Source organism: Streptomyces sp. NPDC049837 (assembly GCF_040674455.1).
In the GTDB taxonomy this organism is placed as follows: domain Bacteria; phylum Actinomycetota; class Actinomycetes; order Streptomycetales; family Streptomycetaceae; genus Streptomyces.
Map to the genome: position 1 here is coordinate 231,337 of NZ_JBFAMP010000005.1, position 26,163 is coordinate 257,499.

The 26,163-nt window shown below is 72.4% G+C and carries 24 protein-coding genes; 13 read left to right on the plus strand and 11 right to left on the minus strand.

Annotated features, from left to right (window positions below; translation table 11 throughout):
* Positions 1-7 precede the first annotated feature (7 nt).
* Positions 8-601: a 5-formyltetrahydrofolate cyclo-ligase gene (locus AB0J57_RS15965; RefSeq protein WP_366128739.1), complete on the plus strand. Its 594-nt coding sequence runs from the start codon at positions 8-10 to the stop codon at positions 599-601.
* Between the two features lie 34 nt (positions 602-635).
* Here AB0J57_RS15965 and AB0J57_RS15970 read toward each other — a convergent pair whose 3' ends face one another.
* Positions 636-3,437, minus strand: coding sequence for a penicillin acylase family protein (locus AB0J57_RS15970; protein WP_366128740.1), 2,802 nt, complete (start codon positions 3,435-3,437; stop codon positions 636-638).
* 173 nt (positions 3,438-3,610) lie between these two features.
* Here AB0J57_RS15970 and AB0J57_RS15975 point away from each other — a divergent pair, with 173 nt between their 5' ends.
* From AB0J57_RS15975 to AB0J57_RS16000, 6 genes are all read left to right on the plus strand, one after another.
* Positions 3,611-5,164: a potassium/proton antiporter gene (locus AB0J57_RS15975; RefSeq protein ID WP_366128741.1), complete on the plus strand. Its 1,554-nt coding sequence runs from the start codon at positions 3,611-3,613 to the stop codon at positions 5,162-5,164.
* A 286-nt stretch (positions 5,165-5,450) separates the two neighbouring features.
* On the plus strand, positions 5,451-6,746 hold the full coding sequence (locus AB0J57_RS15980) for an MFS transporter (RefSeq protein WP_366128742.1): 1,296 nt from the start codon (positions 5,451-5,453) through the stop codon (positions 6,744-6,746).
* Between the two features lie 68 nt (positions 6,747-6,814).
* On the plus strand, positions 6,815-7,135 hold the full coding sequence (locus AB0J57_RS15985; protein ID WP_366128743.1) for an FmdB family zinc ribbon protein: 321 nt from the start codon (positions 6,815-6,817) through the stop codon (positions 7,133-7,135).
* 74 nt (positions 7,136-7,209) lie between these two features.
* Positions 7,210-8,076, plus strand: a complete 867-nt coding sequence (locus tag AB0J57_RS15990) for an S-methyl-5'-thioadenosine phosphorylase (RefSeq protein WP_366128744.1) — start codon at positions 7,210-7,212, stop codon at positions 8,074-8,076.
* A 303-nt stretch (positions 8,077-8,379) separates the two neighbouring features.
* Positions 8,380-8,880, plus strand: a complete 501-nt coding sequence (locus tag AB0J57_RS15995) for a hypothetical protein (protein WP_366128745.1) — start codon at positions 8,380-8,382, stop codon at positions 8,878-8,880.
* Between the two features lie 90 nt (positions 8,881-8,970).
* Positions 8,971-9,486 (plus strand): MscL family protein, encoded by a 516-nt coding sequence (locus AB0J57_RS16000; protein ID WP_366128746.1) that lies wholly within the window; start codon positions 8,971-8,973, stop codon positions 9,484-9,486.
* A 10-nt stretch (positions 9,487-9,496) separates the two neighbouring features.
* Here AB0J57_RS16000 and AB0J57_RS16005 read toward each other — a convergent pair whose 3' ends face one another.
* Positions 9,497-9,823: a hypothetical protein gene (locus AB0J57_RS16005; RefSeq protein ID WP_366129114.1), complete on the minus strand. Its 327-nt coding sequence runs from the start codon at positions 9,821-9,823 to the stop codon at positions 9,497-9,499.
* 719 nt (positions 9,824-10,542) lie between these two features.
* On the opposite strand from AB0J57_RS16005, the gene AB0J57_RS16010 reads away from it, so the two are divergent.
* The 3 genes from AB0J57_RS16010 to AB0J57_RS16020 all read left to right on the plus strand — a co-directional run bounded on the left by AB0J57_RS16010 (position 10,543) and on the right by AB0J57_RS16020 (position 13,653).
* Entirely contained in the window at positions 10,543-11,724 is a 1,182-nt protein-coding gene (locus AB0J57_RS16010) for a low temperature requirement protein A (RefSeq protein WP_366128747.1), read from the plus strand.
* Positions 11,721-12,749 (plus strand): P1 family peptidase, encoded by a 1,029-nt coding sequence (locus AB0J57_RS16015; protein ID WP_366128748.1) that lies wholly within the window; start codon positions 11,721-11,723, stop codon positions 12,747-12,749. Before AB0J57_RS16010 ends, AB0J57_RS16015 begins: the two co-directional genes overlap by 4 nt.
* A gap of 178 nt (positions 12,750-12,927) precedes the next feature.
* Positions 12,928-13,653 (plus strand): DUF6227 family protein, encoded by a 726-nt coding sequence (locus AB0J57_RS16020; protein WP_366129094.1) that lies wholly within the window; start codon positions 12,928-12,930, stop codon positions 13,651-13,653.
* A 104-nt stretch (positions 13,654-13,757) separates the two neighbouring features.
* Here the strand turns inward: AB0J57_RS16020 and AB0J57_RS16025 are convergent, their stop codons facing one another.
* From AB0J57_RS16025 to AB0J57_RS16040, 4 genes are all read right to left on the minus strand, one after another.
* Complete coding sequence (locus AB0J57_RS16025) at positions 13,758-15,860, minus strand: fructose-specific PTS transporter subunit EIIC (RefSeq protein WP_366128749.1); 2,103 nt, start codon at positions 15,858-15,860, stop codon at positions 13,758-13,760.
* Positions 15,861-15,871: 11 nt separating this feature from the next.
* The gene (gene pfkB / locus AB0J57_RS16030; RefSeq protein WP_366128750.1) at positions 15,872-16,810 is read right to left on the minus strand and encodes a 1-phosphofructokinase; all 939 of its coding nucleotides are present in this window, start codon (positions 16,808-16,810) and stop codon (positions 15,872-15,874) included.
* Positions 16,807-17,568, minus strand: coding sequence for a DeoR/GlpR family DNA-binding transcription regulator (locus tag AB0J57_RS16035; RefSeq protein ID WP_366128751.1), 762 nt, complete (start codon positions 17,566-17,568; stop codon positions 16,807-16,809). Before AB0J57_RS16035 ends, pfkB begins: the two co-directional genes overlap by 4 nt.
* 167 nt (positions 17,569-17,735) lie before the next feature.
* Entirely contained in the window at positions 17,736-19,256 is a 1,521-nt protein-coding gene (locus AB0J57_RS16040) for an MFS transporter (protein WP_366128752.1), read from the minus strand.
* A gap of 62 nt (positions 19,257-19,318) precedes the next feature.
* On the opposite strand from AB0J57_RS16040, the gene AB0J57_RS16045 reads away from it, so the two are divergent.
* Complete coding sequence (locus tag AB0J57_RS16045) at positions 19,319-20,290, plus strand: transcriptional regulator (protein WP_366128753.1); 972 nt, start codon at positions 19,319-19,321, stop codon at positions 20,288-20,290.
* A 72-nt stretch (positions 20,291-20,362) separates the two neighbouring features.
* Here AB0J57_RS16045 and AB0J57_RS16050 read toward each other — a convergent pair whose 3' ends face one another.
* Positions 20,363-21,376: a sigma-70 family RNA polymerase sigma factor gene (locus AB0J57_RS16050; protein WP_366128754.1), complete on the minus strand. Its 1,014-nt coding sequence runs from the start codon at positions 21,374-21,376 to the stop codon at positions 20,363-20,365.
* A 148-nt stretch (positions 21,377-21,524) separates the two neighbouring features.
* Here AB0J57_RS16050 and AB0J57_RS16055 point away from each other — a divergent pair, with 148 nt between their 5' ends.
* A complete protein-coding gene (locus AB0J57_RS16055) occupies positions 21,525-22,046 on the plus strand; it encodes an N-acetyltransferase family protein (protein ID WP_366128756.1) in 522 nt (173 codons plus the stop codon).
* Here the strand turns inward: AB0J57_RS16055 and AB0J57_RS16060 are convergent.
* Positions 22,043-22,849 carry a class III extradiol ring-cleavage dioxygenase gene (locus tag AB0J57_RS16060; RefSeq protein ID WP_366128757.1) on the minus strand — a complete coding sequence of 269 codons (807 nt, stop codon included), beginning with the start codon at positions 22,847-22,849 and terminating at the stop codon, positions 22,043-22,045. The genes AB0J57_RS16055 and AB0J57_RS16060 overlap by 4 nt on opposite strands.
* A 113-nt stretch (positions 22,850-22,962) precedes the next feature.
* Here AB0J57_RS16060 and AB0J57_RS16065 point away from each other — a divergent pair, with 113 nt between their 5' ends.
* A complete protein-coding gene (locus AB0J57_RS16065; RefSeq protein WP_366128758.1) occupies positions 22,963-23,484 on the plus strand; it encodes a MarR family transcriptional regulator in 522 nt (173 codons plus the stop codon).
* Between the two features lie 23 nt (positions 23,485-23,507).
* On the opposite strand, the gene AB0J57_RS16070 is transcribed toward AB0J57_RS16065, so the two are convergent.
* The 3 genes from AB0J57_RS16070 to AB0J57_RS16080 form a co-directional block, all read right to left on the minus strand.
* A complete protein-coding gene (locus AB0J57_RS16070; RefSeq protein ID WP_366128759.1) occupies positions 23,508-24,575 on the minus strand; it encodes a putative sulfate exporter family transporter in 1,068 nt (355 codons plus the stop codon).
* Positions 24,575-25,135: a cysteine dioxygenase family protein gene (locus AB0J57_RS16075; protein WP_366128760.1), complete on the minus strand. Its 561-nt coding sequence runs from the start codon at positions 25,133-25,135 to the stop codon at positions 24,575-24,577. The genes AB0J57_RS16070 and AB0J57_RS16075 overlap by 1 nt, the downstream gene beginning before the upstream one ends.
* A gap of 86 nt (positions 25,136-25,221) precedes the next feature.
* Positions 25,222-26,127 (minus strand): LysR family transcriptional regulator, encoded by a 906-nt coding sequence (locus AB0J57_RS16080; RefSeq protein ID WP_366128761.1) that lies wholly within the window; start codon positions 26,125-26,127, stop codon positions 25,222-25,224.
* Positions 26,128-26,163: the final 36 nt, after the last annotated feature.

The window sequence follows — 26,163 nt, forward strand, 5'->3', positions numbered from 1 at the left end:
GTAAACCATGGTCGGCGACATGTCCGAAAAGGCCGCTCTGCGCCGCCAACTCCTCGCCGCGCGCACCCTCCTGACCAGTGATGACGTCCAGGAGGCGGCCGCGGTTCTCGCGAACGTCGCCCTGAATCTGCCCGAGCTCCGGCGGGCCGGGACAGTCGCCGCATACGTCTCGATAGGCAGCGAACCGGGCACGCGTGCCCTGCTCGACGTGCTGCGCGAGCGGGGCGTGCGCGTCCTGCTGCCGGTCCTGCTGGAGGACAACGACCTGGACTGGGCGGTCTACGAGGGCGCCGAGGGGCTCGTACGGGCCCGGCGCGGCCTCCTGGAGCCCTCGGGGCCCCGGCAGGGCGTGGACGCCGTCCTGGAGGCCGACACGGTCCTCCTGCCCGGCCTGGCGGTGGACGTGCGGGGCATGCGGCTGGGGCGGGGCGGCGGCTCGTACGACCGGGTCCTGGCCCGCATCGCCCGGGCCGGCCACGATCCGGCCCTGGTGGTGCTCCTGTACGCGAACGAGGTGGTCGAGCGGGTCCCGGAGGAACCGCACGACCACCCCGTGCACGCGGTGGTGACCCCGGAGGCCACCCTCCGCTTCCGGGCCTGATGGCCGGCCCGTCCGGTCTCGTGCCGCCTGCCGCCTACGGCGTGAGGACGAGCGTGTCGACGGTCCTGGCGTCGACCGCCTGCCTGCCGTAGGGCCAGTCGAGCAGTTCGCCCTTGGCCCACTTGTCCGTCTGGTCGGTGTAGTGGGCGTTGTAGGCGTGCCCGGAGGCGCCGCTCAGGTTGATCCAGCGGGACTTGTCCCAGTCGCCGACGTTCACGACCATCCGCATGGAGGGCACCCAGACGACCCCGTACCCGCCGGCCGCGTTCCAGCCGGTGGCGTTGACCGCCGCCTCGCCGCCGGACAGGTTCCACGGGCCCCGGTTGAGCAGGAACTGGATGAAGCCCGGGCCCTCGGTGCCGAGGGTCTGGTTCTTCAGGGTGAGCTGGTGCAGCCGGCCCCAGCTCCAGCTATTGACGTCCTTGCCGAGCTTTGAGGTCAGCTCCCAGCGGGCGTCCACCATGGCGCGCTTGAGCAGCTCGTCACGGGTGGCGGTGCCCTCCCGGTACGTGCGGCTGGGGGCGGACTGCCACCACTCGTTCTTCTCGTCCTCCAGGATCCGGCGGACCACCTCGTACCAGCGGTCGCCGCCGTCCGGCTGGGCCGTGGCCGCCGCGGCGTCGCGCTGGCCGCACTCCCGGACCAGCCGGTTCTGCTCGTCGACCGGTCCGGTGGAGTCGGCCGGGCGGACGTTGAGGCACTCGCCCTTGACCCGCAGCTCCTTGGGCAGCTTGTTGCCGAACGCCAGCTTGAGGACGTGGCGCCAGACACCGTTGAAGTAGGCGGCCGCGCCGGAGTCCGCGTCCTGGGTGTAGTCCCAGCCCTCCAGGAGCTTCTGCGCCTCACGGACGTGCGGGTCCGAGATGTCGATCTTCAGCAGGTAGGGCGTCAGCAGCTTGGCGATCTCGCTGCTGTTGTCCATCTGCATGGTGCGCATGTCCTCGGTCGAGACCTTGGCCCCGTCCTTGGTCTTGGACTCGATGAGGTCGTTGATGCGCTGGCTGCGCGATCCGTAGCCCCAGTCCTCGGTCAGCGGATACGGATACTTCTCCGGATCGATGACGGCCTGGTTGGCGGTCACGATGTAGCCGCGCTCGGGGTTCTCCTCGTAGGGAAGCTCGTCGAAGGGGACGAACTTCTTCTCCCAGGTGTACTTCGGGTCCCAGCCCGGCGCCGGCATGGTGCCGTCGTGGCCCTTCTTGCGGACCGGGATCTTGCCGGGGGCCTGGTAGCCGATGTTGCCCTCGGCGCCCTTGGCGTCGGCGTAGATCAGGTTCTGGGAGGGCACCTCGAAGTCGCGGGCGGCCGCGCGGAACTGCTTGAAGTCGGTGGCGCGGTTCAGCTTGAACACGGCGTCCATGGACTTGCCCGGGTCCAGGGCGGTCCAGCGCAGCGCCACGGCGTAGCCGTCGCCCCGGTCCGGGGCCAGGGTGTCGACGGGGGCCTCGTCGCCGACCTTCTCCAGCTCGTTGCTGCGGTCGGAGACCAGGGGGCCGTTGTTCGTCGTCCGGACGGTGATCCTCTTGATGCCGCCTCCGGCGATCTTGATGACCTCTTCGCGGGTGACGAAGGGCAGTTCCTTGTTGCCGTACCGGTAGCCCCTGTCGGTGATCTTCTCCAGGTACAGGTCGCTGACGTCCGCGCCCAGGTTGGTGAAGCCCCAGGCGATGTCCTGGTTGTGGCCGATTATCACGCCGGGCATCCCGGCGAAGGTGTAGCCGGCCACGTCGTAACGGCACTTGTCCGACACCGAGCGGCAGTGCAGGCCCATCTGGTACCAGAGCGAGGGGAGCTGGGGCGCCAGGTGCGGGTCGTTGGCGAGCAGCGGCTTGCCGGTGGTCGTGTACTTGCCGGAGACGACCCAGGAGTTGGAGCCGATGCCGTTGCCGTTGGGGCCGAGCAGGGCGGGGATCTTCTCCAGGGAGGCGGACAGCGCGGAGAGCTGCGACTGGAGGCCCTGGGTGGCGCCCTGAGCGGTGTTCGAGCCGCCCGCGCCGGTCCCTGTGCCGGTCCCCGTGCCCGTGCCCTGACCGCTGCCCGAGTCCGCGTCCTGGGTGCCGCCCTTGGCGGAGGGGTCGAACTTCCCGGTGACCTTGTCCACGCCGCCCTTGTCGACGATCGGGCGGTGCAGGTCGTACGGGTAACCGGGGTAGAGGTCCTTGATCTGCTTCTCGCTGAGCCTGCTGGTCATCAGCGAACGGTCGATCTCCTCCTGCATGTTGCCGCGCAGGTCCCAGGCCATGGCCTTGAGCCAGGCCACCGAGTCGACCGGCGTCCAGGGCTCGATGGTGTAGTCGTTGCTGAAGGAGAGGGCGGCGTACTCGACCGAGATGTCGCGGCCCTCCTTGCCCTTCAGGTAGGCGTTGACGCCGTCCGCGTACGCCTGGAGGTTCTTCTTGGTGTCGGGCGACAGGAGCTTGTCGTACTCCTCCTGGGCCACCCGGTGCCAGCCCAGGGTGCGCAGGAACGCGTCCGTCTCGACCTGCTCCTTGCCGAACATCTCCGACAGGCGCCCGGCCGTCATGTGGCGGCGGACGTCCATCTCCCAGAACCGGTCCTGTGCCTGGACATAGCCCTGGGCGCGGAACAGGTCCTCGTCGGTGGAGGCGTAGATCTGCGGAACGCCGTAGTCGTCCCGTTTGACGTCGACGGGCCCGGAGAGCCCGTCGAGCTTGAGGGTGCCGGTGGTCTGCGGGAAGGGGGCGCGCACGGTGCTGACGCTCCAATAGGCGCCGTAGCCGACGCCCGCGACCAGCGCCAGCACCAGGGCGATCACGAGCAGACGGGCGCGTCGCCCCTTCTTCTTGGTGGAAGCGGCGGTGGTGTTGGCGGGCATCGCTGTCCTTCGAGGCGCAGGCTGGTCCTGGAGTGCTGGAGCAACCATAGGCGCAGCGCCCGCCCGGCCCGGACGCGGTGTCAGTAAGGAGGCCTTTCCCGGGGGACCCGGCACATGGGCCGTACCCCGGCCCCGGCGTCAAGGAAGCGTTAATGATTAGGTAAAGTAACGAAGTGCCCGTGGCTGGAACGATCCGGCGCGCAAGTGAGGAAAGGGTCGGCCCACTGACTGTCCACCAGCTCAATGAGCTCCTGTTCGTCTGCTCGCTCGTGCTGCTCGTCGCCGTCGCGGCGGTGCGGATCTCCTCGCGCAGCGGGCTCCCCAGCCTGCTCCTGTACCTGGGGATCGGCATCGCCATCGGGCAGGACGGAATCGGTGGTGTCCACTTCGACAACGCCGAACTGACCCAGGTGATCGGCTATGCCGCACTTGTGGTGATCCTGGCCGAGGGTGGCCTGGGAACGAAGTGGAAGGAGATCAAACCCGCGTTGCCCATGGCGGCCGTCATGTCGACCGCCGGCGTCGCGGTGAGCGTGGGCGTCACGGCCGCGGCGGCGCACTACTGGGTGGGCCTGGACTGGCGGCAGGCACTGATCATCGGCGCGGTCGTCTCCTCGACGGACGCCGCCGCCGTCTTCTCCGTCCTGCGCAAGGTGCCCCTCCCGTCCCGGGTGACCGGCACCCTGGAGGCCGAGTCCGGCTTCAACGACGCCCCCGTCGTGATCCTGGTGGTGGCCTTCTCGACCACCGGCCCCGTCGACAGTTGGTACCTGCTGCTCGGCACGATCGCGCTGGAGCTGGCCATCGGCGCGGCCATCGGGCTGGCCGTGGGCTTCATCGGCGCGTTCGGGCTGCGACACATCGCCCTGCCCGCCTCGGGCCTGTACCCGATCGCCGTGATGGCCATCGCGGTGGTGGCGTACGCGGCCGGCGCCATGGCGCACGGCAGCGGCTTCCTCGCGGTGTACCTGGCCTCGGTGATCCTGGGCAACGCCAAGCTGCCGCACGCGCCCGCCAACCGCGGTTTCGCGGAGGGGCTGGGCTGGATCGCCCAGATCGGCATGTTCGTGCTGCTCGGCCTGCTGGTGACCCCGCACGAGCTGCTCGACGACTTCTGGCCGGCGGTGATGGTCGGGCTGGTGCTGACGGCGGTGGCGCGGCCGCTGTCGGTCCTCCTGAGCCTGCTGCCCTTCCGGATCCCGTGGCAGGAGCAGGCCCTCATGTCGTGGGCGGGCCTGCGCGGCGCGGTGCCCATCATCCTGGCGACCATCCCCATGGTGTCCGGGATCGAGGGCAGCGAGAAGGTCTTCAACATCGTCTTCGTGCTGGTGGTCGTCTACACCCTGGTGCAGGGCCCGACCCTGCCCTGGCTGGCCAGGGCGCTGCGGCTGGGCGACCCGGCCGAGGCCGCCGACCTGGGCGTCGAATCCGCCCCCCTGGAGCGGCTGCGTGGGCACCTGCTGTCGGTGGCCGTCCCGGAGAAGTCCAGGATGCACGGCGTGGAGGTCGCGGAGCTGCGGCTGCCGCCGGGCGCGGCCGTCACCCTCGTCGTACGGGACGGCCAGAGCTTCGTGCCGTCGCCGACGACCGTGCTGCGGCGCGGCGACGAGCTGCTGGTGGTGGCCACGGACCCGGTCCGGGACGCGGCCGAGCGGCGGCTGCGGGCGGTGGCCCAGGGCGGCAAGCTGGCCGGCTGGCTGGGAACGGGAGGCAATGGCGGGGCCTGAGAGGCACGACCAAGGGGCCCGGAAAGCGAACATCCGGTTAATCGGAGGTGACGCCTGCTCCGTATTGGCAAATTCACAGGCACCACACGCGCTCTTCCCTGTACCATGAAGGCACACACTGATCGAACCAACTCTGCCTGACGCAGAGCTGGCGCGACCGTATGGCGGCCGAGTCGCCCCTCCGCAGTAGGGGTCCGGTATCTACCGCAGTTCCGCGCAAGAGGACAGCTCTCGGCGGCTCCCGACACCCAGGGGAGCGCTACCAGGCAGCAGAAAGGCACAGGCCGTGCCCTCCGCTGTTAACACAGCCACGGTCACCACGTCTGACGCTGTCAAGCGTCCCGGATACGGGCAGCTTCTGCGCACCCCGGGAGCCTGGACGTTCCTGCTTCCCGGATTCGCGGCGCGGCAGCCCTTCGCGATGCTCACCATCGGCATCGTCCTGCTGGTGCAGCACACCACCGGCTCCTACGGCAGCGCCGGCGCCGTCGCCGCGTTCACCGGCGTCTCCATGGCCCTGTTCGCCCCGCAGAGCGGCAAGCTCGCCGACCGCTTCGGACAGCGCGCCGTCCTCATCCCCGGCGTGCTCGTGCACACCGTGTCGGTGTCGGCCCTGACGGCGCTGGCACTGGCGGACGCCCCCCTGTGGGCCCTGTTCGCGGCGGCGGTGCCGACCGGCGCCTCGGTGCCGCAGATCGGCCCCATGGTGCGGTCCCGCTGGGCCGCGAAGCTGGAGGGCTCGCCGCTGATGTCGACGGCGGCGGCCTTCGAGTCCGTCACGGACGAGTTCACCTTCGTCGTGGGCCCCGTCCTCGCCACCGCGCTGTGCACCGGCGTCCACCCCGCGGCCGGCCTGGTCGCCGAGGCGACGCTCACCCTGGCCGGCGGCCTGCTCTTCGCCGCCCAGCGCGGCACCCAGCCCGCCCACGGCCTGTCCGCCGCCCACGCGCGCGTGGAGCACACCTCCGCCCTGTCCATCCCGGGCGTACGCGTCCTGGCGGTCGCCTTCCTGGGCATCGGCTCCGTCTTCGGCGGCATGCAGGTCTCGCTGACCGCGTTCACCGAGGAGATCGGCCAGCCGGGCATGAACGGCCTGCTGTACGGCCTCTTCGCCGCGGGCAACATGCTGGCCGGCGTCGCGGTCGGCGCCATCGCCTGGAAGTCCGGGCCCCGGCGCCGCCTGATCCTCGGGTACGCGGCCCTCACCGTCACCGCCTCGCTGCTGTGGTCCGCGCACTCCGTGGTGCTGCTGGGCGCCCTCGGCCTGGTCGTGGGGCTGTGCATCGCCCCGGCGCTGATCACCGGCTACACGCTGGTCGAGTCGCTGGTCCCGGCGTCCGCCCGCACCGAGGCCTTCACCTGGCTGACCGGCGCCGTGGCCCTGGGCCAGGCGGCCGCCGTGACGGTGGCCGGGCGGCTCGCGGACGGGTACGGCGCGAGCGCCGGATTCCTGGTCCCGCTGGCCGGTACGGCACTGGCGCTGACCACCCTGGTGGCGCTCCGGTCGCGGCTCGCGCCCCGTCCGGCGAGCCGGACCGTCGCACGTGGCGTCGGTCACCGAGTGCCGGTGACGGTGGACTGATCCCGCGGAATACGTCACTATGGACTGTCGTTAGCACTCATCGAGTGAGAGTGCCAGGAGGAAGACAAGTGCCGACCTACCAGTACCAGTGCACCGAGTGCGGCGAGGGCCTCGAGGCGGTGCAGAAGTTCACCGATGACGCCCTGACCGAGTGCCCGAGCTGCCAGGGACGCCTGAAGAAGGTGTTCTCGGCCGTCGGCATTGTCTTCAAGGGCTCCGGCTTCTACCGCAACGACAGCCGTGGCGCGTCGTCGAGCAGCTCGCCCGCCGCGAAGTCGTCCGGCTCGGCCGGTACGTCGTCGAACTCCTCGTCCTCCGGCTCGTCGGACTCCAAGCCCGCCGCGTCGAGCACTTCGAGCACGGCCGGAAGCTCCAGCTCCGCCGCCTGATCACGCTTTGCCAGGACCCTGCCGTTTCCACGGCGGGGTCCTCGGCATATCCGGGCCCGGCTAGGGTGAGCCGCATGGCGAACGCAGCGAAGGCAGGCACTGGCACGGACATGCGCGCGGACATCGGCGTCATCGGCGGCTCGGGGTTCTACTCCTTCCTGGAGGACGTCACCGAGGTCCGGGTGACCACGCCGTACGGCAGCCCGAGCGACTCGCTGTTCTTCGGCGAGCTGGCCGGGCGTCGCGTCGCCTTCCTGCCCCGGCACGGGCGCGGCCATCACCTGCCGCCGCACCGCATCAACTACCGGGCCAACCTGTGGGCACTGCGGTCGGTCGGCGTACGCCAGGTCCTCGGTCCGTGCGCGGTCGGCGGGCTGCGCCCCGAGTACGGGCCGGGCACGCTGCTGGTGCCGGACCAGTTGGTGGACCGGACGAAGGCCCGTACGCAGACCTTCTTCGACGGGGAGCCGCTGCCGGACGGAACGGTGCCGAACGTCGTCCACACCTCGTTCGCCGACCCCTACTGCCCCGACGGGCGCAAGGTCGCCCTCGCCGCCGCGCACGGGCGCGGCTGGGAGGCGGTGGACGGCGGGACCATGGTCGTCATAGAGGGCCCGCGCTTCTCCACCCGCGCCGAGTCGCAGTTCCACGCCGCGATGGGCTGGTCGGTGGTGGGCATGACCGGCCACCCGGAGGCGTACCTCGCCCGTGAGCTGGGGCTCTGCTACACCTCAATGGCGCTGGTGACGGACCTGGACGCGGGCGCCGAGACCGGCGACGGCGTCTCGCACACCGAGGTGCTGCGGGTGTTCGGCGAGAACGTGGGCCGGCTGCGGGAGGTGCTCTTCGACGCGGTGGCCGCCCTGCCGGAGACCGACAGCCGCTCCTGCCTGTGCACCCGGGCGCACGACGGCTGGGACCTGGGGATCGAACTGCCGTGATCATGGCGGGCGGTCACGCCTGCGAGTGACAGGGTTTTCCACACTGCCAAGGCTGTCCACAGGCGTGAGCGGGATCGGCGGGAACGCGGAATCGTAAGGGGCGTCGGCGGAAAGCCGGCGGAGCCGATGCTCGCTCCCGGTCTCTCACGGCAGGTGGTTGCCATGACGTTCACCTCGCGCGTTTCCGTCCCTCCCGGTCTGCGTCCCGGTCTTCGCCCCGGTCGTCCTCCAGTGGCACATGGGCGTTCGGCACCGGGGCCGTCGGCGGGGTTATCGCCGGGATCGTCGCCGGTGTCGTCGCCGGTGCCCGAGACGTGTGGGGTGCCGCAGTTCGCGCCGCTGCGGGTGCGCGGCGGGCGGCACCGGCTGCGGCGGGCCGTGCGGCGAAGGCGGCGCGCGATGGCGGCGGGGCTCGCCATGACGGCCGCGGCGCTGGCAGCTTCGGCGGCGGGGGCGCGCGGGCCCGCCGAGACGGACAAGCCGCAGGCCGCCGCGGCGCCACAGCGGGAGCGGCAGCCGGTCGAGGTGGTGTCCGCTCCGGTGCGGATCGCGGACGGCGCGACCGTCCGGCTGCTGCGCCCCGGTGACCGGGTCGACGTGATCGCGGCGCCGGACTCGCCGTCGGCGGACGGTGATGACGAGGCCCGCGTGGTGGCCAGGGGCGCTCGCGTGGAGAAGGTGCCGCGGACCGGCGAGGCGGGCGCGGACGGCGGTGCGCTGGTCGTGCTGTCCGTCCCGCGTGCCACCGCCGCGGTGCTGGCCGGCGCGGGGACGACGTCCCGTCTGGCGGTGACGCTGTGCTGAGTCACCGGACGCTTCCCGGTCGCACTGACCATCTGCCGGGTCACCTGTCCGTGTGTACGGATTGGACGGTTATGCACGGTGCACGGCCTAATGGCTCCGCCAACTGCACATGCGACGAAGGGCACCGTGGTGAGCCAGGAGAAGAACCAGAGCCTGCTGGAGGGCTTCAAGGCCTTCCTGCTGCGCGGGAACGTGATCGACCTGGCGGTCGCGGTGGTGATCGGCGCCGCGTTCACCAACATCGTGAACGCGATCGTCAGGGGAGTGATCAGCCCGGTCGTGGGCGCCTTCGGCACGAAGAACCTGGAGAGCTACCGGTCCTGCCTGAAAGGCCCGTGCCAGGTGAACGACAACGGGGAGGTCGTCGAGGGCGTCGCGATCCTGTGGGGTTCGGTGCTCAGCGCGACGCTCAGTTTCCTGATCACCGCGGCCGTCGTCTACTTCCTGATGGTGCTGCCCATGGCCAAGTACCTGGCCCGGCGGGCGGCGCTGGAGAAGGAGAAGAGGGGCGTGGAGGAGACCCTGGAAATCACCGAGCTGGAGGTGCTCAAGGAGATCCGCGACGCCCTCGTCGCCCAGCGCGGATCCGGACCGGGCGCCCCCTAGGGCCGCCGGCTCACAGGTGGTGCGGCGGCTTCTCGTCGAGGAAGCGCGCGAGGTCGGCGGCGCTGTCGCCGGCCGGAGGCCGCTCACCCCACCCACGGTCCGTATCGTCCGCGGATGGCTGGTCCAGCGGATCGTCGAAGATCAGCGCCGGCTTCCTCTTCTTGGGACTGGCTGTCCTCTTCTGGGGACTGGCCGGATTCGCCGGACTCGCCGGACTGTTCGGGCTGTCTGCGCTGTCCGGACTCTTCGTGCTCCTCGGATTCTGCGGGGTGTTCTCTTCCTCCGGCGCCGATTCGCTCTTCGCGTCGCGCGGTCCGGGGGTGGGGGCGGTCCTCATGCCTCTCAGCGTACGCCGGATGTCAGCGGTCATCGGGGTCGAGCAGCCACGGCACCAGGAAGCCCGCTCCAGGGCACTGACCTGGTGGGGCCGTGTGCAACGCCGGGTGGGAGGTCGCCGGTGGGCGCCGGGGGCTCACCCGGGCCCGGGTCACGGGTGGGGGCGGATGCCTCGTCGGGGGCCGGGTCGCCAGTGGGCGCTGGGGGCTCATCGGGGGCCGGCTCACCCGTTGGGGCGGGGGGTGCGGCCGGGCTCGGCTCGCCCGTCGGAGCCGGCGGCTCGGCCGGGCTTGGGTCACCGGTGGGCGCCGGAGGCTCGTCGGGGCTCGGCTCGCCCGTGGGCGCCGGGGGCTCCTCGGGGGCTGGGTCGCCGGTAGGGGCCGGGGGCTCGGCCGGGCTCGGGTCACCGGTGGGCGCCGGGGGCTCCTCGGGGGCCGGCTCGCCCGTGGGGGCCGGAGACTCGGCCGGGCTCGGCTCGCCCGTGGGCGCCGGAGGTGCGCCCGGGGCCGGGTCCCCCGTGGGGGCCGGGGGCTCGGCCGGGGCCGGGTCGCCCGTAGGCGCCGGGGGCTCGTTGGGGGCCGGGTCGCCGGTGGGGGCGGGGGGCTCGGTCACGCGGCTACCGTAGGGGGGACATGATCTGGTTCGCCCGTTTTGGGGACTTCGGGGTGACGGCTTCCCACGGATGGCGTCCGGCGGCGGTGCCTCTGCTGTCCTGGGGGGATGACCTCCCCTCCCCGTACGCCCCTGCGGCCTCTGGTCTCGCGCAGTCGGGACGAGGCGCACCGCGCCGCCACGCCCCTGGAGCTCTTCTTCGACCTGTGCTTCGTCGTGGCGGTCGCCCAGGCGGGCATCCAGCTCGTGCACGCCGTGGCCGAGGGTCACGCCGGCGACGGCATCGCCCGGTACGCGATGGTGTTCTTCGCCATCTGGTGGGCCTGGATGAACTTCTCCTGGTTCGCCTCGGCGTACGACAACGACGACGCCCTCTACCGGGTCGTGACGCTCGTTCAGATCGCGGGTGTCCTGCTCCTGGCCGCCGGGGTGTCCCGCGCCTTCGCGGAGCACGACTTCTTCCTGGTGTGGCTCGGCTACCTGGTGATGCGGCTCGCGCTCGCCTCGCAGTGGCTGCGCGCCGCACGGGCCGCGTCCGGCGCGGAGCGGACCATGGCGCTGCGGTACGCGGCCGGGGTGACGCTGTGCCAGGCGGGCTGGACGGCGCTGCTGTTCGTGCCCGAGGCGGCCCGCCCATGGGTGTTCCTGGTGATGGTGGTCGCCGAGATGGCCGTACCGCCGCTCGCCGAGAAGGACTTCGCGTCGAGCTGGCACGCGCACCACATCGCCGAGCGGTACGGGCTGTTCACCATCATCGTGCTCGGCGAGACCATCGCCGCGGCGACCGTCGCCGTGAAGACGGGCGTGGAGGAGAACGACGCGCTGGGCGACCTGCTGCCGATCGCCGCCGGCGGGCTGCTGCTGATCTTCGCCGCCTGGTGGGTGTACTTCGTCGTCCCCGTCCACCGGCGGCTGCTGTCGAACCGGCAGGCGTTCCTGTGGGGATACGGCCACTACCTGATCTTCGCGTCGGCGGCCGCGATCGGCGCGGGCATCGAGGTCGCCGTCGAGCAGGCGGTCGGCGAGGCGCACGTGTCGGCGACCGCCGCGGCGGCCGCGGTGACCCTGCCGTCGGCGCTGTTCCTGCTGCTGGTGTGGGCGCTGCACTCGCGTTACTTCAAGGTGGGCATCGCCCAGCAGCTCGTACTGCCGTGTGCCGCGCTGGGCATCCTGCTCTGCACGTTCGCGGGGCACTGGGGCGTCCTCGCGGGCGGGCTCGTCGCGGCGGCGGCCGTCGCGGTCGGGGTCACGCTCACCGCCCGTATGGAGCGTGGTACGCAAGGGGGATGAATGACGCACTGACGGACGTGGCCGGCCTCCGGGTCGGCCACGCGCGCGTACCGGGGGAAAACTCGCTCAGCGGCACCACCGTGGTCCTGGCGCCCGAGGGCGGGGCGGTCGCGGCGGTGGACGTGCGGGGCGGTGGCCCCGGCACCCGGGAGACGGACGCGCTCGACCCGCGCAACCTGGTCCAGCGCGTCGAGGCGGTGGTCCTGACGGGCGGCAGCGCGTACGGGCTGGAGGCGGCGGCCGGGGTGATGGCCTGGCTGGAGGAGCGCGGGCGGGGCGTGCGCGTGGGGCCCGACCCGTCGCAGGTGGTGCCGGTCGTCCCGGCGGCGTGCGTGTTCGACCTGGGCCGGGGCGGCGACTGGAAGGCGCGCCCGGACGCGTCGACGGGGCGTGCGGCGGTGGAGGCGGCGGACGCCACGGAGCTGCGCGCCCCCGTGGAGTGCGGGGCCGTCGGCGCCGGGACCGGGGCGGTGATCGGCGGGATGAAGGGCGGGGTCGGCACGGCCAGTACGGTCCTGCCCTCCGGGATCACCGTCGGCGCACTCGTCGTGGCCAACGCGGTGGGCTCGGCGGTCGATCCGCTGACGGGGGTGCTGTACGGGGCGTACGGCGACGGGCCGTTCGTCCAGCCGGACCCGGAGACGCACGCGGCGGCGGCACGGCGGCTGGCCGAGGCGCTGGAGCGCAACGACTGGCCGCCGCTGAACACCACGCTCGCCGTGGTCGCCACGGACGCCGACCTGACCCGCGTTCAGGCGCAGAAGCTCGCGGGGACGGCGCACGACGGCATCGCGCGCGCCGTGCGGCCGGTGCACCTCCTCAACGACGGCGACACCGTCTTCACCCTGGCGACGGGCGAGCGCCCCCTGCCCGACACGCACGGCCCGCTCGCGCTGAACGAGGTCCTGGCGGCCGGTGCCACCGTGGTGACCAGGGCGATCGTACGGGCGGTGCTGGCCGCCGGTTCGGTGTCGGGGCCGGGCGGCGACTTCCCTTCGTACCGGGATCTGTACCGGCTGGACTGAGGGGCGACGGTGAGGAGTTGAGAGGGGGCGCGCGGGAACTGGCTTTGCGCGCCCCTCGTTTTCTGGAAGCCGGACGCGTTGTCAGACCCAGGTACTACCTTAAGCAAGCATCGAGTGACACACGGCGACGGCCTGGAGACCCCTCTTGAACGTTCCGAACGACGACGAGACGACCGAGATGCACGTCGAGCGCCTCCTGGGGCGGGCGCTCAACTCCTTCGATCTGCCCGACGCGCTGGTCACGCGACTGGACTCCGCGCTGGCCCACGCCAGTTCGCTGCACTCGTCGCACCACAGCGCGGCGCTCCACCGGGCGACGTACCGGCACACATACCTGCTGGCGGACGGCTCGTCGCTGACGCTGTGGGAGCTGGTGCACAACACCGGGCGGGACGGCCACGAGCAGCACGAGCTGTACGCGGACGAGACCGACGTACGGCTCGCCGCCTCCCGGCTACCGGTCGGCTTCCCCGAGCCGGAGGACGACCTGGAGGTGGACCTCGACGCGGACCTGGAGCTGCTGGGCTCGCTGCTGAGCAGGCCGCCGCTCCCCGCCCCGCCGATGTACGTGCCGGACGATTCGGCGGACCACGCGCGCCGGGTGCTGCGCCGCGCGGAGAACGAGGACCGGCCGGGCGAGGCGGTGGCCGCGCGGCTGCGGGGGGCGTTCGCGCACCACATCAAGCAGGTCTTCGGCCGGCAGTGCAGCGTGGCGGGGAAGGACGCCGGGTTCACGCTGTACGAGCACGCGTTCCTGCTGCTGGACGGCAGCGAGATGAGCATCTGGGAGGTGGAGCACACGGCGACGCCGGACGGCCGGCACATGTGCGAGGTGTACGAGGACGAGCACACCGCGCGCGACGCCATGGAGCGCCGCGCGCGGGTACGGGGCCGGGTGCGCTGACCGCTGGGCCGGGTGCGCTGACCGCTGGGCCGGGTGCGCTGACCGCTGGGCCGGGTGCGCCGACCGCGGGCCCGGGTGCGCCGACGGGTCCCCGGGCCCGGCTCTCAGGCCGCCACGGCGACCTTCTCGTGGGTCTCCCCCGGCTCGTCCGCAGCCTGAGCTGGGACGGACGCCTTGCGGGCGTGGCCCTTGAGGAGGACGACGAGCGCGGCGCTGACCAGGGTGCCGACGACGATGGCGAGCAGGTAGAGGGCCGGGTTGCCGATCAGGGGCACCACGAAGACACCGCCGTGCGGGGCCCGCAGGGTGCACTCGAAGAGCATCGACAGGGCGCCGGTGACCGCGCCGCCCGCCATCGCCGACGGGATGACGCGCAGCGGGTCGGCGGCGGCGAAGGGAATGGCGCCCTCGGTGATGAACGAGGCGCCCAGCACCCAGGCGGCCTTGCCGTTCTCCCGCTCGGCCTTGGTGAAAAGCTTGCCCCGCACCACGGTGGCCAGGGCCATCGCGAGCGGCGGCACCATGCCGGCGGCCATCACGGCGGCCATCACCTTCAGCGAGCCCTCGTTGGGGTTGGCCAGGCCGCCGACCGCGAAGGCGTAGGCGACCTTGTTGAGCGGGCCGCCCAGGTCGAAGCACATCATCAGGCCGAGGATCACGCCCAGGACGACCGCGTTGGCGCCCGACAGCCCCGACAGCCAGTCGGTCAGCGCCTTCTGGAGCGAGGCGATGGGCTTGCCGATCACCAGGAACATCAGGAAGCCCACGATCACCGACGAGATCAGCGGGATGACCACCACGGGCATGATGCCGCGCAGCGGGCCGGGCACCCTGACCCGCTGGATCGCCATCACCACCCCGCCCGCGATCAGACCGGCGGCCAGACCGCCGAGGAACCCGGCGTTGATGGTCAGCGCGACGGCGCCGCCCACGAAGCCGGGTACGAGCCCGGGGCGGTCGGCCATGCCGTACGCGATGTAACCGGCGAGGACGGGGATCAGGAAGCTGAACGCCAGGCCGCCGATCTGGAACAGCAGCGCGGCCCAACTGTCGGCCTGGCCCCAGGCGAAGTGTTCGGCGACGGAGGGCGCCTTGTCGATGGTGTAGCCGCCGATGGCGAAGCCGAGGGCGATGAGGAGACCGCCGGCGGCGACGAACGGGACCATGTAACTGACGCCCGACATCAGCCACTTGCGGAGCTTGGTGCCGTAGCCCTCGCCGGGCTCGCCCGCGCTCTCGACGGGTGTGCCGCGACCGGCCCCGGCCGCCGCCGGAGCGGTGACCTCGCCGCGCTCGGCCTTGCCGCGCACTTCGGCGATCAGCTCGGCGGCGCGGTTGATCCCGGCCTTGACGCCGACGTCGACGGTGGGCTTCCCGGCGAAGCGTTCCTTCTCCCGGACCGGCACGTCATGCGCGAAGATCACGCCATCGGCGGCCGCGATGACGGCCGGGTCGAGCCGGGCGAACCCGGCGGAGCCCTGCGTCTCGACGGCCACCTCGACCCCGGCGTCCCGTCCGGCGTTCTCCAGGGACTCGGCCGCCATGTAGGTGTGCGCGATCCCGGTGGGGCACGACGTCACCACCACGACCCGGAACGGCGCCGACGGTTCCGCCCCGGGGGTTCCCTCCGGCCCCCCGGCGGCGGGAACTCCGGCGGGTGCGGAGCCCGGCTCCCCTCCCGCGACGGCCCCTTCCGCCTCGGAAGGCCCCTCGCCGGAGGCCGGGGCGGACGCGGAGGCCTCGCCGGAGGAAGGGACCGCCGATGGGGCGTCGCCGCGGACCAGGGCGGCGGCCTCGGGCGCGGAGGTCATCGTGCGGAGCGCCGACGTGAAGTCGGGGTCCATCAGGCGGCGGGCCAGGGAGGAGAGGATCGTCAGGTGGGCGTCGTCCGCGCCGGCCGGGGCGGCGATCAGGAAGATCAGGTCCGCCGGGCCGTCCGGGGCGCCGAAGTCGATGCCGGGGCCCGAGCGGCCGAAGGCGAGCGTCGGCTCCGTGACGTGCGCGCTGCGGCAGTGCGGGATGCCGATACCGCCGTCCAGGCCGGTCGGCATCTGCGCCTCGCGCGCCGCCACGTCGGCCAGGAAGCCGTCCAGGTCGGTCACCCGGCCCAGCCGCACCATCCGCTCGGCGAGCGAACGGGCCGCCGCTTCCTTCGTGTTCGCGGCCAGGTCGAGATCGACCAGGTCCGCGGTGATCATCTCGCTCATCGCGGGCTCCCTTACTCGCTCAGGTCTCGGTCGAGAGGTATGTCGGCGGTCACCGTGACCGCCGACAGGTCCAGGTCGGACGGCGTCGGCATCTCGCTGCCCGGCAGCCGCACCGCCGCCGCGCCGTGCGCCACCGCCGCCGCCAGCGCGTCGGGACCGTCACCGCCGGCGGCGAGGAAGCCCGCCAGGGACGCGTCGCCCGCACCGACGTTGCTGCGTACGGCGTCGACGGCGGCGTACCCGTAGAAGGCACCCGACTCTGAGATCAGCAGTTGCCCGTCCGCGCCCAGGCTGGCGAGCACGGCGCCGGCGCCCGCCGCCCGCAGCTCGTCCGCCGCCTTGGCCGCGTCGCCCACGGTGGCCAGGGGGCGGCCGACGGCTTCGGCGAGCTCCTCGGCGTTGGGCTTGATCACGTCGGGGCGGGCGCGCAGCGCGGCCAGCAGCGAGGGGCCGGAGGTGTCCAGGGCGATCCGGGAGCCGTACCCGTGCGCGCGGGTGACCAGGTCGGCGTACCACTCGGAGCCGAGGCCGCGCGGCAGGCTGCCGCAGCAGGCGACCCAGTCGGCGGCGGGCGAGTACGCGCCGACCGCCGCGAGGATCGCCTCCGACTCGCCCGGGGTCAGCCAGGGCCCCGGCGCATTGATCTTCGTGAGCGTGCCGTCGGGTTCGGCGACCGCGATGTTGGAGCGGGTGTGGCCCTTCAGCGGTACGGGCGCCACCTCGATGCCCTCGTCGGCCAGCAGTTCGGCGACGAGCGCGCCGGGTGCGCCGCCCAGCGGTACGACGGCGACGGTACGGCGCCCGGCCGCCGCCACGGCGCGGGAGACGTTGACGCCCTTGCCGCCCGGGTCCACGCGCTCGCCGGTGGCGCGCAGCACTTCGCCGCAGACCAGGGCCGGGACTTCGTACGTCCGGTCCAGGGACGGGTTGGGGGTGACGGTGAGGATCATGCGCGTACGACTTCCGTTCCGGCCGCCTCGATGGCCGCCGCGTGTTCTGTGCTGAGCCCGGTGTCCGTGATGAGCAGGTCCACGTCGGTGAGGTCGCCGAAGCGGGCGAAGTGCTCCGCGCCGTGCTTGGCCGAGTCGGCGAGCAGCACCACCCGGCGGGCGGCGGCGACCATGGCGCGCTTCACGGCGGCCTCGGCGAGGTCGGGGGTGGTGAGTCCGCTCTCGACGGAGAACCCGTTGGCGCCGAGGAGGAGGACGTCGGCGCGGATCTGCCCGTACGCCTCCAGCGCCCACGCGTCGACGGCGGCGCGGGTGCGGTGCCGGACGCGGCCGCCGACCAGGTGGAGGGCGATGCCGGGGTGGTCGGCGAGCCGGAAGGCGGCGGGCAGGGCGTGGGTGACGACGGTGAGCGCGCACTCCGGGGGCAGTCCGGCGGCCACCCGGGCCACGGTGGTGCCCGCGTCGAGGATGACGCTGCCGTCCTCGGGCAGTTCGCCGAGGGCGGCGCGCGCGATGCGGTCCTTCTCGTCGGCGGCGGTGGACTCGCGTTCGGCGAGGTCGGGCTCGAAGTCCAGCCGGCCGGCCGGGATGGCGCCGCCGTGCACCCGGCGGACGAGCCCGGCGCGGTCCAGGGCCTTGAGGTCGCGCCGGATCGTCTCGGCCGTCACCTGGAACTGCTCGGCGAGGGACAGCACGTCGACCCGGCCGCCCTCGCGGGCGAGGCGCAGGATCAGTTGCTGGCGCTCCGGTGCGTACATGTGGTTTTACGTCCGATCGATGCCCGAACTTGTGGTTTCACCAGCAGGCTACGTCCGGATTCCCGTGAAGTAAACACATCCGGGCAAACGGAAGGCCCGACTCTAGGGATCGTGAACCGATCCCCGGAGCCGGGCCGTCAGGCCTCCGCGCGTTACCGCGCGCCCCCTCAGTGCGTGAGCGCGGGCACCGGCTCAGGCACCTCGTCGGCGGCCACCGCGCCGCCCTCGACGTGCTGCTTCGGCCGCCCCGGCAGCGCGAACATCACGGCGAAGATCACCGCGAGCACCGCCACGACCCACCACAGCGCGCCCCGGAACGCCTCCGCGAACGCGGCGCCGACCTCACCGGGCGCGAGCCGCTCCTCGTCGATCGCCCCGAAGAAGACGACCGACACCAGCCCGAGACCCAGCGCCGTTCCCATCTGCCCGGTCGTGTTGATGAGCCCGGAGGCCGAACCGGCGTGTTCGCGCGGTACGTCCGACAGGACCGCGTCGGTCAGCGGCGCCACGATCAGACCCATGCCGATACCCATCACGACCAGGGGCGCGACCATCTGCCACGGCTCGATCCCCGTCCCGTACCGCCCGGCCTCCCAGATGTAGAGGAGCACCCCGGCGACCATGGTCAGCGCACCGGCCTGGAGCACCTTCCGCCCGAAGCGCGGCACGAGCTTCTGCACGGACATCCCGGCGGCGGCGGACACGGCGATCGAGAACGGCACGCCGGTCAGGCCGGCCTTCAGCGGGCTCCAGCCCAGCCCGATCTGCATGTACAGCGTCCAGACGAGGAAGAAGACGCCCAGCACGACGCCGAAGGTGAGCTGCACCGCGATACCGGCCGCGAAGCTCTTCACCCGGAACAGCGACAGCTCGACCAGCGGCGAGCCGTCCTTGCGCGCCTTGTACTTCTCGTACGCCACGAAGACGCCGAACACCGCCATGCTGCCGGCCATGCACACATGGCCCCACAGCGGCCAGCCCAGCTCACGCCCGCGCGTCAGCGGGTAGATCAGCATCAGCAGGGCCAGCGTGACCAGCGCGACGCCGACCAGGTCCAGCCGCAGCGCCTTGTCGGCGCGCGACTCGGCGATGAACTTCCGGCCCAGGATCAGTCCGGCGACGCCGACCGGCAGGTTGATCAGGAAGATCGGCCGCCACTCCAGCCCGAACAGGTTCCACTGGGTCAGCAGCGCGCCCAGCAGGGGACCGGAGACGGCCCCGAGGCCCACGACCGCGCCGAACATCCCGAACACCTTGCCGCGCTCGTGCGCCGGGAACGTGACATGGATGATCGCCAGCACCTGGGGCACCATCATCGCGGCCATCGCGCCCTGCAACAGCCGGGAGGCGACCAGCATCTCGGGGTTCGCGGCGAAACCGCAGAGGGCGGACGCGACGGTGAACCCGGCCATGCCGACGAGGAAGAGCCGCTTGCGGCCGTAGATGTCGCCCAGGCGCCCGCCGGTGATGAGACCGGCGGCGAAGGCCAGCGCGTAACCGGCCGTGATCCACTGGATCGCGCCGAACGACGCCGACAGGTCCCGCTCGATGCTCGGGATCGCGATGTTGACGATGGTGACGTCGACGAGGTCCATGAACGCGGCCGTCATGACGATGGCGAGTGCCAGCCATCGCCGCCTGTCGGCCGCTGGTGCGGTAGTGGCGGAAGAGGTGGAGGTGGAGGTCATGCCGAAAAGCTAATTGGCATATAGGTCAGCTTGTGTCCTAATGGGCGCGCATCCTGGATGGCATGACGGACACTCCGGCACGACTCCTGAATCTGCTGTCGCTCCTCCAGACGCCGCGCGAGTGGCCGGGCAGCGAGCTGGCCGAGCGGCTGCGCGTCAGTCCCCGTACGATCCGCCGCGACGTCGACAGGCTGCGCGACCTGGGCTATCCGGTCGAGGCGACGCGGGGCGCGGTCGGCGGCTACCGGCTGGTCGCGGGCGCCGCGATGCCGCCGCTGCTGCTGGACGACGAGGAGGCGGTCGCCATCGCCGTCGGGCTGCGCGCCGGGGCCGGCCACGCCATCGAGGGCGTCGAGGAGGCGGCCGTACGGGCGCTGGCCAAGCTGGAGCAGGTACTGCCGTCGCGGCTGCGGCACCGGGTCGCGACCCTCCAGAACGCGACCATCCCGCTGACGCGGGGGGACGGCGCGACCGTCGCGCCCGCGACACTGACGACGCTCGCGGCGACCGTCACCGGCCACGAGCGCCTGCGGTTCGGGTACCGGGCGGGCGACGGGACGGAGACGAAACGGCAGGTGGAGCCGTACCGCCTGGTGTCGACGGGCCACCGCTGGTACCTGGTGGCGTACGACCTCACCCGCGAGGACTGGCGCACCTTCCGCGTCGACCGGGTCGCGGACCCCTTCCCGACGGGCGCCCGGTTCACCCCGCGCGAGCTGCCGACGGGAGGCGCGGCGGAGCTGCTGTCGCACTCCACGTCACGCACGCAGCCCGAGCTGGACCTGGACGTCACTTTCGAGGCGCCCGCGGAATTCGTGACGGCCCGCCTGCCGGCCCACCTCGCCCCCACCCCGACGGGCCCCGACACATGCCGGCTGCGCGCCCGGTCGGCGGACTCGGTGGAGTGGCTGGCCCTGCGGCTGGCGCTGACGGACTGCGAGTTCACCGTCCACGGCCCGGGCGCACTGGCGTCGTACGTGTCCGCCCTGGCCGCCCGCCTTGCGCGGTCGGTCCCCGAAGGAACCCCGCGCTGACGCTCCCGCGCACGGGCGGCCCCCACGGCCCCGAGGCCCGCAACTGGGGCCCGGGGGCGAGCCCCCGGAGACCTACGCCGCCGCGTCGAAGCCCGTGTCGCGGGCCATGCGCTTCAGTTCCAGCAGCGCGTGCTTCTCGATCTGGCGGATCCGCTCACGCGTCAGGCCGTGCTCCTTGCCGACCTCCGTCAGCGTCCGCTCACGGCCGTCCTCGATGCCGTACCGCATCCGGATGATCGACGCCGTACGGTTGTCGAGCTTGCCGATCAGGTCGTCCAGCTCCTCGCTGCGCAGCAGCGTCAGCACCGACTGCTCGGGGGACACGGCCGAGGTGTCCTCCAGCAGGTCGCCGAACTGCGTCTCACCGGCGTCGTCCACCGACATGTTCAGCGACACCGGGTCGCGCGCCCAGTCCAGGACGTCGATGACCCGCTCCTCGTTCGAACCCAGCTCGGCGGCGACCTCCGCCGGCTCCGGGTCGCGGCCGTGCTCGCGGTTGAACTCGCGCTGCACGCGCCGGATGCGGCCCAGCTCCTCCACCAGGTGCACGGGGAGGCGGATGGTGCGCGACTGGTCGGCGATCGACCGCGTGATGGCCTGGCGGATCCACCACGTCGCGTACGTCGAGAACTTGAAGCCCTTGGTGTAGTCGAACTTCTCCACCGCCCGCACCAGGCCCGCGTTGCCCTCCTGGATGAGGTCGAGCAGGGGGAGCCCACTGCGCGGGTAGCGCCGGGCGACCGCGACGACCAGCCGGAGGTTCGACCGGATGAAGACGTCCTTGGCACGCTCGCCCTCGGCGACCAGGCGCTCCAGCTCCTCGCGGGACGCACCCGCGGCCGCGCCGCCCGACTCGGGCTCGATCTCACCGTCCAGGATCTGCTGGGCGTACACACCCGCCTCGATCGTCTGGGACAGCTCGACCTCCTTGGCGGCGTCGAGCAGGGGCGTGCGCGCGATCTCGTCGAGGTACATGCCGACCAGGTCGCGGTCGGCGATCTCCCCGCCCACGGCGCGAACGCTGCTGGCCCGGTCGGTGGTCTCACTGGGGGCGGACTGACGACGGGCGACGGCACGGGTTGCCATGCGAGCTCCCTTGCTGAGTAGGTCGCGACACCCTCCCGGGTGCCCTGCATCCGACGGAAACAACGACTGGAATCCGGACAGAATTCCCATGACACCCGTCGATTTCCGCGATCTTGCAGTACCCTGTCCCGCCACCAGGGGAGGACGGATGCCGCACGACAGCGAAGAGGTGCAGGTCAGGCCGGGCACGGAGGGTGACCTCAGGGCGCTCACGGACATCTACAACCACTACGTCCGTGAGACGGCGATCACATTCGACACCGCCCCGTTCACCCCCGAAGAGCGGCGCCCCTGGCTGCACTCCCACCCGGAAGACGGCCCCCACCGCCTGCTGGTTGCTCGCGGCACCGGGAACGCCGGAACGGTCCTCGGGTATGCCACCTCCAGCCCCTTCCGGCCGAAGGCCGCGTACGCGACCTCCGTGGAGGTGAGCGTCTACCTCGCCCCCGCGGCGGCCGGGCGGGGCATCGGGACCCTGCTGTACAAGCGGCTCTTCGAGGCCCTGACGGAGGAGGACGTGCACCGCGCCTACGCCGGGATCGCGCTGCCCAACGAGGCGTCGGCACGCCTGCACGCCCGCTTCGGCTTCCGGCACACCGGCACCTTCAGGGAGGTGGGCCGCAAGTTCGGGCGGTACTGGGATGTGGCCTGGTACGAGAAGGACCTCTAAAGAGCCTGTCCGAACTGCACGGACCGCTTCGCCAGCCCCATCCAGAACCCGTCGATCACACTGCGCCCGCCACTCAGGTCACCGGCGGCGTCGGCGGCACCGAGCGTCACGAACAGGGGCGCGAAGTGCTCGGTACGGGGGTGGGCGAGCGCGCCGGCGGGCGAGGCGTGCGCGAAGTCCAGCAGCGCGTCCACGTCCGCGGCTTCCAGCGCCCGCCGCCCCCAGTCGTCGAACTCCGCCGACCAGCCGGGGACGCCCTCGTGCCGCAGGGCCGCCAGGTTGTGGGTGAAGAACCCGCTCCCGACGATCAGCACGCCCTCGTCGCGCAGCGGCGCCAGTCGGCGCCCGATGTCCATGAGCCGGGCCGGGTCGAGCGTGGGCAGGGACATCTGGAGGACCGGGACGTCCGCGTCCGGGTACATCTCGACGAGCGGGACGTACGCCCCATGGTCCAGCCCCCGGTCGGGCAGGTCCTGCACGGGCGCACCGGGACCGCGCAGCAGTTTGCGCACCGATTCGGCCAGCCCGGGCGCGCCCGGCGCGGCGTACCGGACCCGGTAGTAGTGCTCGGGGAAGCCCCAGAAGTCGTAGACCAGCGGCACGGTCTCGGTGGCACCGAGGGCCAGCGGGGCCTCCTCCCAGTGGGCGGAGACCATCAGGATCGCGGAGGGCCGGGGCAGGCGGGCGGCCCAGGCGGCGAGCTCGCCGGGCCAGACGGGGTCGTCGGCGAGCGGCGGCGCGCCGTGGGAGAGGTAGAGGGCGGGCATCCGCCCGACGGAACCGGGCTCCACGAAGGCGGTCATGACGGCGACTCCTGACGTGCTCTTCCATCCTACTTACTTGAAACTTAAAGCAGGCTCGAACAGGAGCGTACCGACCATTTGTTCAAGTTTCAAGAAGCCGTACAGTGGGATACATGGATACGGCAACCAACGGCGGGTCCCGGCGGTCCGAGGAGCCGCGCTGGCTCAGCGACGACGAGCAGCGCGTCTGGCGTGCGTACCGGCACGCCACCACGCTCCTGGAGGACCACCTCGACCGCCAGCTCCAGCGCGACGCCGGAATGCCGCACATCTATTACGGACTGCTCGTCCAGCTCTCCCAGGCCCCGCGCCGCCGGATGCGGATGACCGAGCTGGCCAAGGACGCCAAGATCACCCGGTCCCGGCTGTCGCACGCCGTGGCGCGGCTGGAGAAGAACGGCTGGGTACGCCGTGAGGACTGCCCCTCCGACCGGCGCGGCCAGAACGCGTACCTGACGGACGAGGGGTACGAGGTGCTCAGGCGCAGCGCGCCCGGCCATGTCGCCGCCGTACGCCAGGCGATCTTCGACCGGCTCAGTCCGGAGCAGGTCGACCAGCTCGGCGAGATCATGCGGGTCATGGCCGAGGGCCTCCAGCCGTGCGACCGGGACGCCGACCTGCCCTGGCTGCGGTAGCCCTCGCGCCGCGGTAGCCCTCGCTAGGTCGTCAGCACCACGCCCGCGTACGACGCCGCCGCCACGATCACCCAGGCGGCCAGCCCCAGCGCCGCGACCCGCACCCCGGTGCGGGACAGCGTCGGCAGGTGCACCGCGCTGCCGAGGCCGAACAGGGCGGCGGCGAGCAGGAGTTCCTGAGCCGTCCCGGCGGCGTCCAGCGTCGGCGCGGGCAGCCATCCGGTCGTACGCAGCGCCACCATCGCGAGGAACCCGGCCACGAACAGCGGCACCAGCGGCGGCCGGTGCCCCTTCGGCGCGGCACTCCCCGGCGCACCGCCCCCCGGCACGGCACGCGCCCGCCGCCGGGCCGCCACCACCAGCGCCGCGACCAGCGGGGCCAGCAGCGCGACCCGCATCAGCTTGACCAGCACCGCCTCGCCCAGCGCGGCGGGCCCCGCGGTCCCCGCGGCCGCCACCACCTGGCCCACGTCGTGCACGCCCGCGCCCACCCAGCGCCCGAACTGCGCGTCGCTCAGCCCCAACGGGCCGTGCAGCAGCGGCAGTACGGCGATGGCGAGCGTCCCGCACAGGGTGACCAGGGCGACCGACGTGGCGGCGTCGTCCTCGTCGCTGTCCCGCACCGCGCTCACCGCGCCGATCGCCGACGCGCCGCAGATCGCGTACCCCGTGGCGATGAGCACCGGCTGGTCGCCCGACAGGCCGATCCGGCGCCCCAGCCACCACGTACCGCCGAAGGTGGCGGCCACGACGGCGAGCACCATGGCGACCGTGCCCCAGCCCAGGCCCAGGACGTCGGCGAGGCTCAGCTTCAGCCCGAGCAGCACGACACCGACGCGCATCAGGCGCTTCGCCGCCAGGGTGAGGCCCGGCCGGCAGCCGCCCCGGATGCGGGCGCGCAGCCACGGCGTGTGGGCGGCGGCGACGCCCAGGACCACGGCGGCGGTGAGCATGGGCACGGCCGGCACGGCGAGGTGCACCAGCCAGGCCGCGCACACCCCGGCCACGGCGAGCGCGAGCCCCGGTACGGGACCGGACCCGGCCCGGCCGCCGGCCACGAGCGGGCGGACGCGTGAACCGACGAGCGCCATCAGCGGTCCGCGGGCAGCCGGTAGAGGCGCCGGACGCTGGTGCCCAGGCGGGTGATGTCGGCGCCGTAGACGTGCAGCGACAGGGCCGTGCGGTCACCGGCGTTGCGTACGGAGTGGATGTCGCCGGGCGGGGCGAAGGCGGCCACCTCTCCGGGGCCGTTCACCACGTCCTCGGTGGCGAGCAGCCGGGCGGAGGTGCCGTCCGGGACGAGCTGGTACCGGCGTTCGTGCTCCTCGCCCTGGTGGACGCCGGCCACGCACCACGAGACGTGGTCGTGGATGGGGGTGCCCTGGCCGGGCAGCCAGACGATGGCGACGACGGAGAACCCGCCGTCGGGCTCGGCGTGGAGCACGTGCTGGCGGTAGTGGGCGGGGTCGCCCTCGCACTGCGCCGGGGTGAGCAGGTCCGGCGCGCCGAGGTGCGGGGCGAGGCGGTCCGCCACGAGACGGGCGGTCGGGTCGGGGGGCAGGCCACGGTCCACGGCCTCGCGTATCTCGGCGACGAGGGTGCGAAGGCGTTCGGTGGTCGTGCCGGCCGCGGCAACGGAGGTCGTCGTCATGGCGGCAGCGTCCGCCCGGCCGACCCATTACGTCCAAGGACGGTTCATTGCCATCCACCCAACGAACGCTTATGGATACGCCGGGCTCAGCAGCCCACCCTGGACTCGGCCACCGCGACGATCTCGTCGAGCATGAGGGCCGTCGCGGGGATCTTGAGGTGGTCGCGGAGGACGTAGGCGTACACCTGGCGGCGCGTGTGCGGCTCGACGATCCGCCCGGTCACCTTGTCGTGGCAGAGGAAGGACAGGACGAGCGCGGGCACCATGGCGATGCCGACGCCGGCCGCCACCAGGCTCTGCATCACCAGGTTGTCGTCCGTGGTGCAGGCGATGTCGGGGGTGAACCCCGCCTCGGCGCAGGCGTGCAGGAAGTTGGCGTTGCAGCGCGCGCAGCCGGCGATCCACCGCTCGTGCGCCAGATCGGCCAGGTGCACCGCCCGGCGGCGGGCCAGCGGGTGGCCGGTGGGCAGGAGCACCGTCAGCGGGTCCTCCAGCAGTCGGAACTCGTCGAGTTCCTCGGGGACGTCGACCCGCAGGCCCGGATAGGTGAAGGCCAGGGTGATGTCGCACTCGCCCCGGGCGACCATCCGCAGCGACTCGGGCGGCTCGCTCTCCACCAACTCGACCCTGATGCCGGGGTGTCCGGCGGCCATGCGGGCCATCGCCTCGGGCAGGATCGTCGCCCCGGCGCTGGGGAAGGCGCACACGCGCACCCGGCCGGAGCGGAGCCGCGCTATGGCGTCGATCTGTTCCTGCGCGGCGGCCAGGCTGTCGAGGATCGTCCCGGTGTGCCGGGTGAGGGCCTCCCCCGCCTCGGTGAGCCTGAGGCCGCGTCCGACCCGGGTGAACAGCGGGGTGCCGACGTCCCGTTCGAGCGCCTTCATCTGCTGGCTGACGGCCGGCTGGGTGTACCCGAGCGAGCGGGCGGCCGCCGTATAGGAACCGGTCCTGACCACCTCGTGGAAGGTCTTGATGTACCGGGAGTCGAACACGCCGAAAGCATAAGCGGAAATTGGGGTACGCGAAGG

What these genes read in the sequence shown, in the direction of transcription:
- AB0J57_RS15965 (WP_366128739.1), top strand. Translation starts at nt 8, where the DNA reads ATGGTCGGCGACATGTCCGAAAAGGCCGCTCTGCGCCGCCAACTCCTC.
- AB0J57_RS15970 (WP_366128740.1), bottom strand. Translation starts at nt 3,437, where the DNA reads ATGCCCGCCAACACCACCGCCGCTTCCACCAAGAAGAAGGGGCGACGC.
- AB0J57_RS15990 (WP_366128744.1), top strand. Translation starts at nt 7,210, where the DNA reads ATGGCGAACGCAGCGAAGGCAGGCACTGGCACGGACATGCGCGCGGAC.
- AB0J57_RS16000 (WP_366128746.1), top strand. Translation starts at nt 8,971, where the DNA reads ATGGCTCCGCCAACTGCACATGCGACGAAGGGCACCGTGGTGAGCCAG.
- AB0J57_RS16005 (WP_366129114.1), bottom strand. Translation starts at nt 9,823, where the DNA reads ATGAGGACCGCCCCCACCCCCGGACCGCGCGACGCGAAGAGCGAATCG.
- AB0J57_RS16010 (WP_366128747.1), top strand. Translation starts at nt 10,543, where the DNA reads ATGACCTCCCCTCCCCGTACGCCCCTGCGGCCTCTGGTCTCGCGCAGT.
- AB0J57_RS16015 (WP_366128748.1), top strand. Translation starts at nt 11,721, where the DNA reads ATGAATGACGCACTGACGGACGTGGCCGGCCTCCGGGTCGGCCACGCG.
- AB0J57_RS16020 (WP_366129094.1), top strand. Translation starts at nt 12,928, where the DNA reads ATGCACGTCGAGCGCCTCCTGGGGCGGGCGCTCAACTCCTTCGATCTG.
- AB0J57_RS16025 (WP_366128749.1), bottom strand. Translation starts at nt 15,860, where the DNA reads ATGAGCGAGATGATCACCGCGGACCTGGTCGATCTCGACCTGGCCGCG.
- pfkB (WP_366128750.1), bottom strand. Translation starts at nt 16,810, where the DNA reads ATGATCCTCACCGTCACCCCCAACCCGTCCCTGGACCGGACGTACGAA.
- AB0J57_RS16035 (WP_366128751.1), bottom strand. Translation starts at nt 17,568, where the DNA reads ATGTACGCACCGGAGCGCCAGCAACTGATCCTGCGCCTCGCCCGCGAG.
- AB0J57_RS16040 (WP_366128752.1), bottom strand. Translation starts at nt 19,256, where the DNA reads ATGACCTCCACCTCCACCTCTTCCGCCACTACCGCACCAGCGGCCGAC.
- AB0J57_RS16045 (WP_366128753.1), top strand. Translation starts at nt 19,319, where the DNA reads ATGACGGACACTCCGGCACGACTCCTGAATCTGCTGTCGCTCCTCCAG.
- AB0J57_RS16050 (WP_366128754.1), bottom strand. Translation starts at nt 21,376, where the DNA reads ATGGCAACCCGTGCCGTCGCCCGTCGTCAGTCCGCCCCCAGTGAGACC.
- AB0J57_RS16055 (WP_366128756.1), top strand. Translation starts at nt 21,525, where the DNA reads ATGCCGCACGACAGCGAAGAGGTGCAGGTCAGGCCGGGCACGGAGGGT.
- AB0J57_RS16060 (WP_366128757.1), bottom strand. Translation starts at nt 22,849, where the DNA reads ATGACCGCCTTCGTGGAGCCCGGTTCCGTCGGGCGGATGCCCGCCCTC.
- AB0J57_RS16065 (WP_366128758.1), top strand. Translation starts at nt 22,963, where the DNA reads ATGGATACGGCAACCAACGGCGGGTCCCGGCGGTCCGAGGAGCCGCGC.
- AB0J57_RS16070 (WP_366128759.1), bottom strand. Translation starts at nt 24,575, where the DNA reads ATGGCGCTCGTCGGTTCACGCGTCCGCCCGCTCGTGGCCGGCGGCCGG.
- AB0J57_RS16075 (WP_366128760.1), bottom strand. Translation starts at nt 25,135, where the DNA reads ATGACGACGACCTCCGTTGCCGCGGCCGGCACGACCACCGAACGCCTT.